Here is a 12,446-nt window from a genome sequence, read left to right as displayed (position 1 = left end):
CTGCTGTGAACGCGCCCTCCACCGCCACCCCCACCCTCTTCACCCGCGACGTGCCGCCGCGCGCCGCCTTTGCGCTGGAAGAAAGCGGTGTGCACCCGCTGCTGGCCCGCCTGTTCGCCGCCCGCGGCGTGCGCAGCCCCGAGGCCCTGGACGACGGCCTGGCCAAGCTGCTGCCCCCCACCACGCTGAAAGGCGCGCTTGAGGCCGCCCAACTGCTGGCCGACGCCATCGACGCCGGCCGGCGCCTGTGCGTCATTGCCGACTACGACTGCGACGGCGCCACCGCCTGCGCCACCGCGCTGCGCGGCCTGGCCATGCTGGGCGCCCGGCCCGACACCCTGCACTACGTGGTGCCCGACCGCGCCGTGCACGGCTATGGCCTGACGCCCACCATCGTCGACCTGGCCATCGCCCAGTGCCAGCCCGCGCTGCTGGTGACGGTGGACAACGGCATTGCCAGCCTGGCCGGCGTGGCCCATGCCCGCGCCCAGGGCCTGGACGTGCTGGTGACCGACCACCACCTGCCCGCCGTCATCGACGGCCAGGTGGAGCTGCCCGCGGCCAACGTCATCGTCAACCCCAACCAGCCGGGCTGCAGCTTCGAGAGCAAATCCCTGGCCGGCGTGGGCGTGGTCTTCTATGTGCTGCTGGCCCTGCGGGCCGAGCTGCGCGCCCGCGGCCGCTTTGACGCCGCCCCCCAGCCCCGGCTGGACGCCCTGCTGGACCTGGTGGCCCTGGGCACCGTGGCCGACGTGGTCAAGCTCGACGACAACAACCGCCGCCTCGTCACCCAGGGCTTGAAGCGCGTGCGCAGCGGCCGCGTGCAGCCCGGCGTGGCCGCGCTGTTCCAGGCCGCGGCCCGCCAGCCGGCCAAGGCCAGCGCCTTCGACTTCGGCTTTGCACTGGGCCCACGCATCAACGCCGCCGGTCGCCTGGCCGACATGACGCTGGGCATCGAGTGCCTGCTGACCGACGACCCCGCCCGTGCCACCGAACTGGCCGGCCAGCTGGACGCCATCAACCGCGAGCGTCGCGAGGTGGAAGGCGGCATGCGCGAACAGGCCGAGGCCCTGCTGGAGCACCTGATGCCCGAAGGCACGCCGCCCGAGGCGGTGGTGCTCTTCGACCCCGAGTTCCACGAAGGCGTGGTGGGCATCGTGGCCGGCCGCACCAAGGACCGGCTGCACCGCCCCACCTTCGTCTTCGCCATCGGCGCGGACGGGCTGCTCAAGGGCTCCGGCCGCTCCATTCCCGGCTTTCATCTGCGCGACGCGCTGGACCTGGTCAGCAAGCGCCACCCCGGCGTGCTGATCCGCTTTGGCGGCCACGCCATGGCCGCCGGCTGCACCCTGGCCGAAGAGCACCTGGACACCTTTGAGCAGGCCCTGCAGCAGGTGGCCCGCGAATGGCTGGCGCCCGAGGCCCTGCAGCGCCGCATTGCCACCGACGGCCCGCTGCCGGTGGAGTACTTCACCCCCGCCACCGCCGCGCAGCTGGAGCAGGTGGTCTGGGGCCAGGGCTTCGAGGCCCCCGTCTTCTGCGATGTGGTGGACGTGGTGCAGCAGCGCCTGGTGGGCGAAAAACACCTGAAGCTGCGCGTGCGCCACCAGGGCCAGCTGCGCGACGCCATCTGGTTCGGCCACGCCGAGCCGGTGAGCGAGAAGGTGCGCCTGGCCTACCGCATCAGCCTGGACGAATTCCAGGGCCAGCAGCGCGTGCAGATGGTGGTGGAAGCGGCGGTGGAGGCGGCCTGATGTTCCGACGAGGTCTTGGCTGCGCCGCCGCGCGGGCTTCGCGCGTGCTGGGGCCGGCCGCCCTGCTCGGCTTGTCGGCCATCGCCCGGCCCGCCCTGGCCGCCGAGCCTCTGCAGTTCCCCGAGGACACGCCGGTGGCCGTGCAGGTCAGCCTGTGGAAGCCCGGCATGCGCAGCGGCCTGACCCAACCGGTGTTCCACAACTTCATGGCCCAGGTGCAGTTCTCCGGCGAGCCCGCCGTCATCACCTGCGCCCTGCGCCTGCCCGACATCGAGGGCGAGATCGACCCCGGCCAGAACGCCGAGATCGCCCTGCGCTGCACCCAGCCCTTCCGCGTGGCCCCCGGCCAGCCGGATTTCAAGCTCTACGCCCAGGGCCGGCCCATCGGCCAGGGGCGGCTGCAGGCCACACCGCTGCAGCAGGTGATGAACGCGGCATCGGCCGCAGCCAGCCAGCCCTGACCGAGCCGGACCCAACCTGACCGAGGCGGCTCAAAGCCGCTTGCCCATGAACACGCTCATCGGGTGTTCGGGATAGTCGCCAAAGGCCGCACGGCGGCGGTAGCCCTGCTTCTCGTAAAAGGCGATGGCCTGGGGCTGGAAAGGCCCGGTTTCCAGCAGGATCTCCGGGCACCCGTCTGCCGCAGCGGCAGCTTCCAGCAAGGCCAGCATGCCCTGCGCCACGCCACTGCCCCTGGCACCCGGCTGCACATACATCCGCTTCAGTACCCAGTGACTCGGGGCTACTTATTTGGAGCAAATATCGCTTGCTTGCATTCCGAATTGGCATCAGGATGATGCCCCAAATGAGATAGGGAGAAATATGTTCCGTACAGCGACTGCAATAGCGATTGCGGTAGGTTTGGGAGGTTGTTCAAAGCCGCAGCATCCCAGTGCCGTTCCACCCCCTCCACAAGCTGCGAGCGCTGCGCCGGCAGCCACCATGTCGGTGGAAGATATGGTTCGATCAGCTCGCATCATCATGTCCACCCTTCAATCTATGCCAATCAAAGGCGAATTCGAGGACATCAAAACCAAGGAGGATATTAGTCGGCTAACTGATGCGACTGAAAACTATAGGTGGCCCGAGTTCTCTCAAACCCTCCCTATTGACTTAAATGGGCCTTCTGCCTACAGATCTTCCCTCGGAAGCTTTTTGGTCTTTACAGGGGTAACAAAAGAGAGTTCGAAGCGCATAGGTCTAGTGATCAATTTGGCCAACCATCGAACGTCGATTTATACGATTGGTGACCATGATGTATCACCGAGCGGTGACTCGTTGGCAAACGCCTTGGTCATTGGTCTGGAAATCGAAGAAAGCGCCAAGAAAACCTTTGACCAGCCTCCTACGAAAGAACAGCTGCGCGCTCACACTTTGAACCTTATTGACGAAACAATTTCACGATTCGGCAGGACCGATGGTGAGCCTGACGAAAAGCCATCAAACGCAGCGCAAGCCACTGAAGCGCGCCCCGAGGAAGGTGTTCCACTAACTACTGGCACACTCAAATTTGCAAAAGGCCTGAGCCTCTCCACACTAAAAAAGTGGTATAGCGTGTCGCAGTGCGGTGTCGTCGACAAAGTTGAGATGTGCATGGGTACGAACACACTCAATTCACCTCCGCCAATTTTGCTGGGTTCCCGCGGACTGGTCTGTTTAATCGGGAAGCCTGTTCAATTCACCATCCTCAATGGCAGTATGAGCGGGGTGCGCTGCGAAACAAGTGATGAGCTTTGGCAGGCAAGTGGCACGATGATGACTGGAGACTACGGCCCTGCCACGGTCACCAACAAGCCATTTCAGAGCATCAACCTTGAGGAGCATGTTTGGGTCAGGGATGGCCTTAGATATTCTGTAGCGCGCATGTTTGGTTCGTCCTTGCGCGGGGATCCAGTCAATCAACTGATGGTCTCAATTCAAGTCGTAGGCTCGGGGGGCGAAGGAAAGCAATGACAAAGAACCGCGTACAGTACGAAACTGCTTACATCCGAATGCGGACGCTGCTTTCAGAGGGCGACCCATCCGCCGAGGCAAAAACGACCCGATTTCTAGATGCAAAGGAGCTTATCGAGAAGTATGAGCTTGCGGTTGACAGACGGGAGGCATTACCCTCTCGAGAAGCAATTGCCGAAGCAGCCTTCTGGCTGCTATTCTATACGGGCCTGAAGCACGATTCGTCGAAGCTCAAACTAGTCGCTTTATTGATGACTCCAGAAATAGGTGTCTCGATGTACGATATCATGCCGTCAGTCGTAGCGCTTAAGAACAAAGCCACAACCTTAGCAGAGAGCAAAATAGCAGAAGCTGATGAGCTTACGCCATTGGTTGTCAAGCCACGGATTATTCCTGATTTCTTTTGAAAAATGCAGGAATGAGGAGCATGACAAGCAGTCGTTTTAACAAGGCCGTCTTGCTCGGTCAGTCAGATGGGAGATTTACTCACCATCAGACAGTGGTGCATTGCAGTGCCGAAGCTTGAAATCTTCTCGCACCGACTGAATCGCCCATTCCGTTTTGCTGAACAAACGCCGACGGACACATCGCCCCATTACCCATGCCCGACCTCCCCGCCTTCACCCACGCACTCTTCGCCTCAGCTCATCTGCTGGCGGCCCATCCCGGCTTCTGGCTGCTGTTTGTGCTGGTGTTTCTGGTGCTGGTGGAGGGGCTGATGTTCCTGCCGCGCATCGACTTTGTGGTGAAGACGGCGGTGGGTGCGGTGCTGGGTGCGCAGGCGCTGCTGCTGTTTGCCACGGCGGCAGCGGGTGGCGCGCCATCGCTGGGCCAGTTGCTGGGGGTGCTGCACTGGCCGCTGGGGCATGTGCTGGCCCTGGCCGGCACCAGCTTGCTGACCTTTGGCCTGGGCTTGGCATTTCTGCGGTGGAAGGCCGGCGCCGCGGCGCCACGCTTCTTCTTCGGCCGCTTCGGGAAGGAGAAGCCCCCGGCACCGCGGGACTTCATGGTCTTCAAATGGGCGATGTACCTGGGTGGCCTGCCCTGGCTGATGTTGCCGGCCGTGCTGGTGCTGACGCCGCAGACGACGGCGCTGCAGGCGCTGGCCACCTCGCTGGCCCTGGCCTGGGCCCACCTGCCGGCGCTGCTGCTGCTCACCGGGCTGACGGTGGGGCTGGAGGCCCTTCAGCCGGCCCTGGCCCGGGTGCTGCCCAAGCCCGCGGCGCTGGCCGTGTCGGCCGTGCTGCTGCCGGTGATGGTGCTGATCATCCTGGCCATGCAGTACAGCCTGGGCGCGCAGTGGCTGGGCCTGGCTTGAGCGGCCGTAGCGGCCCGCGCCAACGCCCCGCCCTCAGCGCCGCTCGGCGTCCCCCCGGGGCACCAGCCGCCGCAGCGCCATCCAGGCGATGACGGCGGTCAGCAGCACGATGAAGCCCAGCATCAGCCAGAAGCCTTCCCTGCTTTCGCTCAGGGGAATGCCGCCCACGTTCATGCCGAACAGGCCGGAGATGAGGTTGATGGGCAGGGCCAGCACGGTCACCATGGTCAGCATGAACAGGGTGCGGTTGTTCTCTTCAGCCACCCGGGCACCCACTTCGTCCTGCATGGCCTTGATGCGTTCCTGCAGGGCCGCGATGTCGCGCAGCACCAGCGCAAACTCTTCGCTGGCCCGGTGCAACTGGGCGCGGTCTTCGGCCTGCACCCAGGCGGGCGGGCTGGCCAGGGTGCGCATCAGCGCGCTGGGCTCGGGTGCCAGCAGGCGCTGCAGGCGCACGGCCAGGCGTCGCAGCCGGGCCAGTTCGGCGGTGTGGCGCTGGTGGTGGCCGGCCAGCAGCTCGTCCTCAATGTCCTCCAGCCGGTCGGCCACGCGGCGGGCGATGCGCTGCAGCTCGTCGGCCTGGAAACGCAGCAGCTGGTCCAGGAGGTCCACGCTGGACGCCAACTGCTCCTCGCCCCGCTTGACCACCATGCGCAGGTGGTCCACCGAGCGCAGCGGGTGCCAGCGCGCGGTGATGACCCGCCCCGGGCTGACGCTGACCCACAGCGTGGCCACGTCGCTGGCGTCGAAGTTGAAGTCGTAGGCCACGTCGTTGACCACGGCGAACAGGGTGTCGCCGTCACGCTCGATGCGGGTGGAGCGCGAGCCCTCGTGCAGGGCCTCGAAGAAGGCCTCGCTCAGGCCGCCGTGTTCCTGCAGCCAGCGCAGGCCGGCCACGTGGTTGAGGTTGAAGTGCAGCCAGCAGAAGCCGTCGGTGCCCGCGGCGTCCACGGCGGCCAGGGTGTCCAGCGTGCGCGGGGCCTGCCCGGTGACGAACTGGTAGCCGCAGATCAGCCCCTGGCTCTCCTCGCCGGTGACCAGGTAGGGCACGGGCGGCTGCATGGGGGCGTCGTTGGGCATGGGCAAGGGGCTCCGAGGAAGGCAAACAGGCCCTCGCATGCTAGCGGCCAGCCCGTCCCGAAGATGACACGACGGTGTCACGCGAAACTGTCAGACTGTTGCAGTCTGCGACTGCACCGAAGCACCCCATGAACCCGATTCCGCCCGCCGAAGACCACGGCACCCTGGTCGACCGCATCCGCCAGGATCTGCTCGATGGCTACGACGAGGAACTGGAACTGGAGATCGAGGACCGGCACTACACCGCCGATGGCCACGACCCCGTCCGCAGCGACGACGAGCGCTCGGCCCGCATGTCCTACTTCAAGAGCCTGTTCCACCTGCAGGGCGAACTGGTGAAGCTGCAGGACTGGGTGCAGGCCACCGGCCAGAAGGTGGTGATCCTGTTCGAAGGACGGGACGCCGCCGGCAAGGGCGGCGTGATCAAGCGCATCACCCAGCGCCTGAACCCCCGCGTGTGCCGCACCGTGGCCCTGCCCGCCCCCAACGACCGCGAGAAGACCCAGTGGTACTTCCAGCGCTATGTGTCGCACCTGCCCGCCGCGGGCGAGATGGTGCTGTTCGACCGCAGTTGGTACAACCGCGCCGGCGTGGAACGGGTGATGGGCTTCTGCTCCGAGGACGAGGTGGAGGAGTTCTTCCGCTCGGTGCCGGAGTTCGAGCGCATGCTGGTGCGCTCGGGCATCAAGCTGATCAAGTACTGGTTCTCCATCACCGATGACGAGCAGCACCTGCGCTTCCTGAGCCGCATCCACGACCCGCTCAAGCAGTGGAAGCTCAGCCCCATGGACCTGGAAAGCCGCCGCCGCTGGGAGGACTACACCAAGGTCAAGGAAGACATGCTGGAGCGCACCCATATTCCCGAAGCCCCCTGGTGGGTGGTGCAGGCGGTGGACAAGAAGCGCGCCCGGCTGAACTGCATCCACCACCTGCTGGAGCAGTTCGACTACCACGAGATCGTCAAGCCGCCGGTGGTGCTGCCCGCGCGCGAGCGCCACGAGGACTACCACCGCGAGCCGGTGCCCGCGGAGATGATCGTCCCCGAGGTGTATTGAGCCCAACGTGGTGGGGTGGGGCGGCGCGCCGGCCTGCCCCTTGCTCAATCCGGGCGCACCCCGCGCCCGCCCCGGGGTCGGGTAGGCAATGGCTGCTCCTGCACCGTCAGCCGTGCGTCTGAGGCTGGCTTGAGCTGCTCTGGTGTTTGACACAGCCGCAGGCCCGTGACCGTGGCCACCATGGCCAGACGGGCCTGCACCGCCAGTTCATAGGCCCGCTCATACCCGTACCTGGCCACGGAAAACCGCTTGGCCTGCCGGCGCTGCCCCTGCCGCTCCAGCCGGGCCACCCAATGCTGCTCCTCGGCCACGTGGCCATCGGCCCGCTTGCGGCGGACTGTCATCAGTGTCACGCCCGGTGTGCCCGAGGTGTTGTTGCCCCGCTGGCGCATGCACAGCTCCTGCTCGGTGAACGGAGCCAGCTCGGCCAGACGGGCATCCCGCCAGACCAGGGCCGCCGCCAGCGCCTGGTCCATGTCGCCATAGCGCGCTGCGCTGAAACACCGCCGGTGGGTCACGCCACGGCGGTACAGCCGCACTTCCCAGAGCTGGCTCAGCGAGGAGCGCTTGATGCCGAAGTGCGAGTCCTTCGGGGACAGGGAAGTGTCGCGGTCTTCAGGCGTGCGCTGCGGCATGGTCCGTCCTTTCGGCTCAATCCTGCAGTTCGTCCCACTGCCAGATGGTGGCGCCATAGTCCCCCCCCACCTCGGGCATCACCTGTCCGGCTTCGAAGCGCTGGCGGCTGCCGGCGCGGGCGGGGGTGAACCAGAAGCCGGCCTTGGGGCAGGGTTGGTTGGCTTCGCAGCGCAGGCGCAGTGAGTGGCCTGGTGATGCAGCATCGGCCTGAGTCAGCTTGGCATGCTCGCGAGCCCAGGCCACCAGGTCCTTGGGGTAGTACAGGTACTTGTGCAGGCTGGAATCGTCTTCGATGCCCAGCAGCAGCACGGCCGCGCCCGCTTCGAAGCTCCAGTAGCCGTAGTAGCCGCCTTGGTTGCCGTTCTCGTCGGGCTTGTGGCTGTCATGCCAGCCGGTGCCGGCCAGGTCCTTGTACCAGTGCTTCAGGAAACGGTCGAGGTCCTTCAGCGCAGCGTCGTTGTCAGCGCTGCTCAACGCATCGGCAAGGGCCTCGTAGGGCTTGGGCCAGTGGATGGTTTCGCTCTCGTAGCGATTCTCGGGACCAATGGCAAAGGACATGAACTCCTCGAAGACCCAATCGGCGCCGCCCATGCTGCCCCTTCTGGCCGGTGGCGTCCACGCCGTCCTGCAAGGACGCGATTCTCGGCATCAGATCGCGCCGATGCAGCAGGAAGCACAGCCCGACCAGTTGCATCAACTGGCTGCGCATTCCACTGATGGCGGACAGTGATTCCATTCCCATCGCGGACAGCGTTCCAGGCGATGGCGGACACGTTGCGCGGGTGTCCTGAGTGACGCTCAAATCGTAGCCGAAGTGTCCGCCATCAGCGTGGAATGGCGGTCGGCGCGGCCGGCTCAGACGGCCTTTGCCAGCTTTCTCATCGACTCGCCCTTGAGGGCTATCTTGTGCGAGCCGTGCACGATGCGGTCCAGGATGGCGTCGGCCAGCGTGGGCTCGTCCAGCCAGGCGTGCCAGGCCGTCACCGGCAACTGGCTGGTGATGAGCGTCGAGCGCGCACCCACCCGGTCGTCGAGCAACTCCAGCAGGTCGTTTCGCTCGTGCGCGGCAATCGGCGCGATGCCGAAGTCGTCCAGGATGAGCAGGTCCAGCCGCGCCAGTTGCGCCAGCCGTTTGCCCAGGCTGCCATCGCCGTGGGCCACGTGCAACTCCTGCAGCAGCCGTGGCGCGCGGGTGTAGAGCACCGAGAAGCCCAGACGCGCGGCCTGCTGCCCCAGTGCGCAGGCAAGCCACGTCTTGCCGCACCCGGTGGCGCCGGTCAGCAGCACGTTGTGGCCATGGCGCAGCCAGTCGCCGCCGGCCAGGCTGGTGATGACCTCCCGGCCCAGGCCCCGGCTGGCGCGCCAGTCGATGTCCTCCAGGCAGGCACTGGAGACCTTCAGGCGGGCCGCCTTGAGCAGGCGCTCCAGGCGTTTGCTGTCACGCCAGTCCACCTCGCGCTGCACCAGCAGCGCCAGACGTTGTTCAAAGGGCAGTTCGCTGGCTGTGATGTGGGTGGCCGCGTCGCTGAGGGCGGCCACCATGCCGTCCAGGCGCAGGGCGCGCAGTTGGTTCAAGGTCTGTTCGTTGAGCATGGTTCTTCCTTGTTGGGTTTGCTTGCGCGTTGGAGCTCAGTGGTAGTAGTCCGGCCCGCGCACGTTCTCGTGCAGCGGCAGGCTCGCCTGTGCGGCCATCGGCGCATCCAGCGGCCGCTGGTCCAGGCCGCAGCCCAGGATGGAGGCGATGCTCTTGTAGGACGGTGAGCGAATCGACTGCGCCCGCGCACAGGCGGCCTCCAGCCGGTCAGCCCCGTACTCACGGCCCAGGCGCATGAGGCCCAGACAGGAGCGGTAACCCTGCTCGGGATGCTGGCGGTGCTCCATCTGCCAGCGCACCACGGCGGCGGTGGCCGCACCCACGCGCTCGCCCCAGGCGATGAGCTTGGCCGGCGTCCACTGCAGGTGCGCCCGGTGCGAGGCCGGCATGTGCTCAGGTGTGGTGGTGTGTGCACCCCGGCGGGGATTGAGGGCGTGGGCGGCCACCCGTTTGCCGCCATGCAGGACTTCGACCGTGCCGGCCGTGATGCGCAACTCCACCGGCTCGCCCACCAGGGCGTGGGGCACCGAGTAGTAGTGGCCATCGAGCTCGACGTGGTAATCGATGTTGACGCGGGCGGGTTTGAAGCGCGCGATGGGCATGCGCACCGCCGGCAGGGGGCGCAGGGCCGGCCGGTCAAGCTCGGCGAAGGCACTGGCGCGGTTGCCCGGCAGCTTCTTGAACGCGCGCTGGTTCAAGTCCACCAGCAAGGCGGCAATCGCCCGGTTGAGCTCGGCCAGGCTGAAGAAGGTCTGGTGGCGCAGCCGGGCCAGAATCCAGCGCTCGACCACCTGCACGGCGACCTCCACCTTGGGTTTGTCGCGTGGCTTGGCCGGGCGCGCGGGCATCACGGCCAGGCTGTAGTGCGCACAGAGTTCTTCGAGCAGGCGGTGCGCGGTGGGCTCGTAGCGGTCGGGGCGGGCCATGAGGGCGCGCGGCTGGTCGGGCACCAGCAGGCGGGGCACGCCGCCGATGAACTCCAGCGTGGCAATGATGCTGGCCACCCAGTCAGCGGCCTTCTGGCTGGCAGTGGCGCAGGCGTAGGTGTAGTTCGATGCGCCCAGCACTGCCACGAAGACCTGGGCCGGGCGTATCTCGCCGGTGCTGGCGTCCACGACGGGCACGGTCTGGCCGGCGTAGTCCACGAAGAGCTTGTCACCGCCCGAGTGGGTCTGGCGCATGGAGCGCTGCAGGCGCCGGGCCCAAGCCTTGTACTTCTCGCAGAAGGCGCTGTACTTGTACGCCTGACCGCTGTGCTGTTGCTGGTATTCCTCCCACAGCAGCTGCAGCGTCACGCCAGGTCGGCGCAGTTCGCGGTGGATGTGGGCGTGGTCGGGTTCGAGGTGCCGGGACTCGCGCGCCACGGGTGGCTTGTAAAGCCGGGCCTGGAGTTCGTCGTCGTTCAGGCTCTGGGCCGTAGCCCAGTCCACGCCGGCCACGCGCGCGTAGCTGGCTATCTCGCTGACAGTGGATTTGGAGATGCCGAGGGCGGCACCGATTTGACGGGTGCTCAAGGCCCCGCGGTGCAGCAGTTGCAGTGTGTGTCGTAGTTTGCTCATGGTGACCCTGGGTGTGGGCATCGCTGGCTCCGGTCAAAAAAACCGGGCAGCGTATGCCGCGTTCGGGTCACTCAGAACACCCCGCAGGTGTCCGCCATCAGTTTGGAATGCTGTCCGCCTTCAGCGTGGAACACTGTCCGCCATCATGGTGGAACACTGTCCGCCATCAGCGTGGAATCGTGTCCGCCATCGCGTGGAATACGCAACTGGCAGTAGTCGTCGATGACATCGAACTCGAAGACCATCTCGTTGCGGTCCTTGCGGAAGGACCACAGCAACTCGCCATACCGCTCGTAGGCTGCGATGACCTGCTCAAGCTCGGATCGCAGGGGCTCGATTGGCTCGCCGGCGGTATAGCGCAGGGTCAGCCGGTCGAATCGGGTCTCAGCAAGTACCCGCGCCCGGCCGTGTGCATAGCGAATGTCACCCTCCGCTACAGCGGCTTTCAGAAGCAAGCCTACGGCTTCGACTCCATCGTCGCAACTCCTCAGAACGGCTGTGTAGTAGCTTTCGCCCAAAAACTGCTGCCGACGTGTCTTGTGAAATTCCATGCTGATTGCTCTGTTCAACGTTTGCGGGCGGCACCTTCAAGCCCTGCTCGATTGTCGACAACCTTGTCGATGGCCGAGTCCCCCCATTCCCTGGTGACCTCATGCGCTGCATGAAAGTCTGTCGGAACACTCTGCTGCGCAATCAGCTTGATCAGCGCCTCGGCATGGGCGACAGCCTGGGGGATCGAGAAGAAGAGGACATGCCGGCTGTAGACCTTCTCGCCTCGATCACGAATGTCGCCGAACGCCGCAGAAGCTGTTCCCAATGCGCGCCCCAGTCGCCTGGTGTTTTGAATCCACCCATGCCCCATCTGCGTGACCTTGCCGTTGGTCTGGCGAATGGTGTCGGTCGCACCGCTGCTTCCGCCGCTGCCCTTGTTTCCTGAACGCCCCCCGCGTCGGCCGGCTGATGCTGTTGCAGCGGTGCTCGCCCCCTCCGTCTTGTCCCCCGCCTCGCCCAGCAGCGCCTTGAGCGACTTGGTCGGGTCGTAACTGGCCTTGGCCTCGATGATGGCGTAGGGTTTGGCGGCCCCTGTGGTCTTCCATACAGCATCGATGCCGCGCCCTCGCACCAGCGTCGGCCACAGCTGCACCAGATGGCCACCATCGTTGAGCTTGGCCGGGTTGATGCCGCCACCGTCATGGGCGGTCTTGGCACCCCAGCCCTTGGTGTCCTGGCAGTGGTAGTCGGCCATGTGCTCGCCCATCACGCCCAGGAACTTGTTGGCCAGGGTCTTGAAGCGGGCCGTGCGCTGCTGGGCCGCGTTGGGCGTCTGGGGCTGGGCCGGGTCACTGTGAGGTGCCTTCTCCTGCGTACCGGCCTTGGCGTGCGTCTCCGGCTTGGCGGCTGGCGTGCCTGTGGGTGCCTTGACGCTGGACGAGCCGCCGAAAGTGGTCTTGCGCCACCAGGCCAACAGCCGTCCACGTCTTTCTCGGCAGGGCCTGC

Annotated in this window: 15 protein-coding genes; 7 read left to right on the top strand and 8 right to left on the bottom strand. The window is 65.9% G+C overall.

Translation table 11 applies throughout. The annotated features are described in order from the left end of the window. Nucleotides 1-5: 5 nt before the first annotated feature. Both recJ and LRM40_RS08815 read left to right on the top strand, forming a co-directional pair. On the top strand, nucleotides 6-1,754 hold the full coding sequence (gene recJ / locus LRM40_RS08820; protein ID WP_151125066.1) for a single-stranded-DNA-specific exonuclease RecJ: 1,749 nt from the start codon (nucleotides 6-8) through the stop codon (nucleotides 1,752-1,754). After that, nucleotides 1,754-2,215, top strand: a complete 462-nt coding sequence (locus tag LRM40_RS08815) for a hypothetical protein (RefSeq protein WP_151125065.1) — start codon at nucleotides 1,754-1,756, stop codon at nucleotides 2,213-2,215. The genes recJ and LRM40_RS08815 overlap by 1 nt, the downstream gene beginning before the upstream one ends. Nucleotides 2,216-2,245: 30 nt before the next feature. On the opposite strand, the gene LRM40_RS08810 is transcribed toward LRM40_RS08815, so the two are convergent. Beyond that, complete coding sequence (locus LRM40_RS08810; RefSeq protein ID WP_259372490.1) at nucleotides 2,246-2,479, bottom strand: GNAT family N-acetyltransferase; 234 nt, start codon at nucleotides 2,477-2,479, stop codon at nucleotides 2,246-2,248. A gap of 217 nt (nucleotides 2,480-2,696) precedes the next feature. Between LRM40_RS08810 and LRM40_RS08805 the strand changes: the two genes are divergently transcribed. The 3 genes from LRM40_RS08805 (at nucleotide 2,697) to LRM40_RS08795 (ending at nucleotide 5,025) form a co-directional block, all read left to right on the top strand. After that, entirely contained in the window at nucleotides 2,697-3,707 is a 1,011-nt protein-coding gene (locus tag LRM40_RS08805; RefSeq protein WP_151125063.1) for a hypothetical protein, read from the top strand. Then, complete coding sequence (locus LRM40_RS08800; protein WP_151125062.1) at nucleotides 3,704-4,114, top strand: hypothetical protein; 411 nt, start codon at nucleotides 3,704-3,706, stop codon at nucleotides 4,112-4,114. The genes LRM40_RS08805 and LRM40_RS08800 overlap by 4 nt, the downstream gene beginning before the upstream one ends. Before the next feature lie 194 nt (nucleotides 4,115-4,308). After that, a complete protein-coding gene (locus LRM40_RS08795) occupies nucleotides 4,309-5,025 on the top strand; it encodes a hypothetical protein (protein ID WP_151125061.1) in 717 nt (238 codons plus the stop codon). 33 nt (nucleotides 5,026-5,058) lie between these two features. Here the strand turns inward: LRM40_RS08795 and LRM40_RS08790 are convergent, their stop codons facing one another. Beyond that, on the bottom strand, nucleotides 5,059-6,105 hold the full coding sequence (locus LRM40_RS08790) for a transporter (protein ID WP_231067805.1): 1,047 nt from the start codon (nucleotides 6,103-6,105) through the stop codon (nucleotides 5,059-5,061). A gap of 128 nt (nucleotides 6,106-6,233) precedes the next feature. On the opposite strand from LRM40_RS08790, the gene ppk2 reads away from it, so the two are divergent. Then, complete coding sequence (ppk2, locus tag LRM40_RS08785) at nucleotides 6,234-7,160, top strand: polyphosphate kinase 2 (RefSeq protein ID WP_151125060.1); 927 nt, start codon at nucleotides 6,234-6,236, stop codon at nucleotides 7,158-7,160. Nucleotides 7,161-7,204: 44 nt separating this feature from the next. Here ppk2 and LRM40_RS08780 read toward each other — a convergent pair whose 3' ends face one another. Together LRM40_RS08780 and LRM40_RS08775 are read right to left on the bottom strand one after the other, a co-directional pair. Beyond that, entirely contained in the window at nucleotides 7,205-7,795 is a 591-nt protein-coding gene (locus LRM40_RS08780) for an AP2/ERF family transcription factor (RefSeq protein ID WP_170288923.1), read from the bottom strand. 16 nt (nucleotides 7,796-7,811) lie between these two features. Continuing rightward, entirely contained in the window at nucleotides 7,812-8,387 is a 576-nt protein-coding gene (locus LRM40_RS08775) for a PoNe immunity protein domain-containing protein (protein ID WP_151125058.1), read from the bottom strand. On the opposite strand from LRM40_RS08775, the gene LRM40_RS08770 reads away from it, so the two are divergent. Beyond that, nucleotides 8,386-8,526, top strand: a complete 141-nt coding sequence (locus LRM40_RS08770; RefSeq protein ID WP_170288922.1) for a hypothetical protein — start codon at nucleotides 8,386-8,388, stop codon at nucleotides 8,524-8,526. The genes LRM40_RS08775 and LRM40_RS08770 overlap by 2 nt on opposite strands. Nucleotides 8,527-8,651: 125 nt before the next feature. Here LRM40_RS08770 and istB read toward each other — a convergent pair whose 3' ends face one another. From istB to LRM40_RS08750, 4 genes are all read right to left on the bottom strand, one after another. Beyond that, nucleotides 8,652-9,389: an IS21-like element helper ATPase IstB gene (gene istB, locus LRM40_RS08765; RefSeq protein ID WP_151126053.1), complete on the bottom strand. Its 738-nt coding sequence runs from the start codon at nucleotides 9,387-9,389 to the stop codon at nucleotides 8,652-8,654. 36 nt (nucleotides 9,390-9,425) lie between these two features. Continuing rightward, nucleotides 9,426-10,970, bottom strand: coding sequence for an IS21 family transposase (gene istA / locus LRM40_RS08760; protein WP_151126052.1), 1,545 nt, complete (start codon nucleotides 10,968-10,970; stop codon nucleotides 9,426-9,428). Nucleotides 10,971-11,092: 122 nt separating this feature from the next. After that, nucleotides 11,093-11,500, bottom strand: a complete 408-nt coding sequence (locus tag LRM40_RS08755) for a DUF1910 domain-containing protein (protein ID WP_151125232.1) — start codon at nucleotides 11,498-11,500, stop codon at nucleotides 11,093-11,095. Nucleotides 11,501-11,514: 14 nt separating this feature from the next. Further along, a complete protein-coding gene (locus LRM40_RS08750) occupies nucleotides 11,515-12,414 on the bottom strand; it encodes a hypothetical protein (protein ID WP_151125231.1) in 900 nt (299 codons plus the stop codon). Nucleotides 12,415-12,446: the final 32 nt, after the last annotated feature.

It is taken from the genome of Ideonella dechloratans, from assembly GCF_021049305.1.
In the GTDB taxonomy this organism is placed as follows: Bacteria; Pseudomonadota; Gammaproteobacteria; order Burkholderiales; family Burkholderiaceae_C; genus Ideonella; species Ideonella dechloratans.
The sequence above is the reverse complement of the archived record's forward strand: the minus strand, read 5'-3'. Positions and strand labels throughout refer to the sequence as shown.

Bases quoted from the DNA above. Each gene is read 5' to 3' on its own strand.
- LRM40_RS08805 (WP_151125063.1), top strand. From the start codon at position 2,697: ATGTCGGTGGAAGATATGGTTCGATCAGCTCGCATCATCATGTCCACC.
- ppk2 (WP_151125060.1), top strand. From the start codon at position 6,234: ATGAACCCGATTCCGCCCGCCGAAGACCACGGCACCCTGGTCGACCGC.
- LRM40_RS08795 (WP_151125061.1), top strand. From the start codon at position 4,309: ATGCCCGACCTCCCCGCCTTCACCCACGCACTCTTCGCCTCAGCTCAT.
- LRM40_RS08800 (WP_151125062.1), top strand. From the start codon at position 3,704: ATGACAAAGAACCGCGTACAGTACGAAACTGCTTACATCCGAATGCGG.
- LRM40_RS08790 (WP_231067805.1), bottom strand. From the start codon at position 6,105: ATGCCCAACGACGCCCCCATGCAGCCGCCCGTGCCCTACCTGGTCACC.
- LRM40_RS08770 (WP_170288922.1), top strand. From the start codon at position 8,386: ATGCTGCCCCTTCTGGCCGGTGGCGTCCACGCCGTCCTGCAAGGACGC.
- LRM40_RS08755 (WP_151125232.1), bottom strand. From the start codon at position 11,500: ATGGAATTTCACAAGACACGTCGGCAGCAGTTTTTGGGCGAAAGCTAC.
- LRM40_RS08780 (WP_170288923.1), bottom strand. From the start codon at position 7,795: ATGCCGCAGCGCACGCCTGAAGACCGCGACACTTCCCTGTCCCCGAAG.
- LRM40_RS08775 (WP_151125058.1), bottom strand. From the start codon at position 8,387: ATGGGCGGCGCCGATTGGGTCTTCGAGGAGTTCATGTCCTTTGCCATT.
- istA (WP_151126052.1), bottom strand. From the start codon at position 10,970: ATGCCCACACCCAGGGTCACCATGAGCAAACTACGACACACACTGCAA.
- istB (WP_151126053.1), bottom strand. From the start codon at position 9,389: ATGCTCAACGAACAGACCTTGAACCAACTGCGCGCCCTGCGCCTGGAC.
- LRM40_RS08815 (WP_151125065.1), top strand. From the start codon at position 1,754: ATGTTCCGACGAGGTCTTGGCTGCGCCGCCGCGCGGGCTTCGCGCGTG.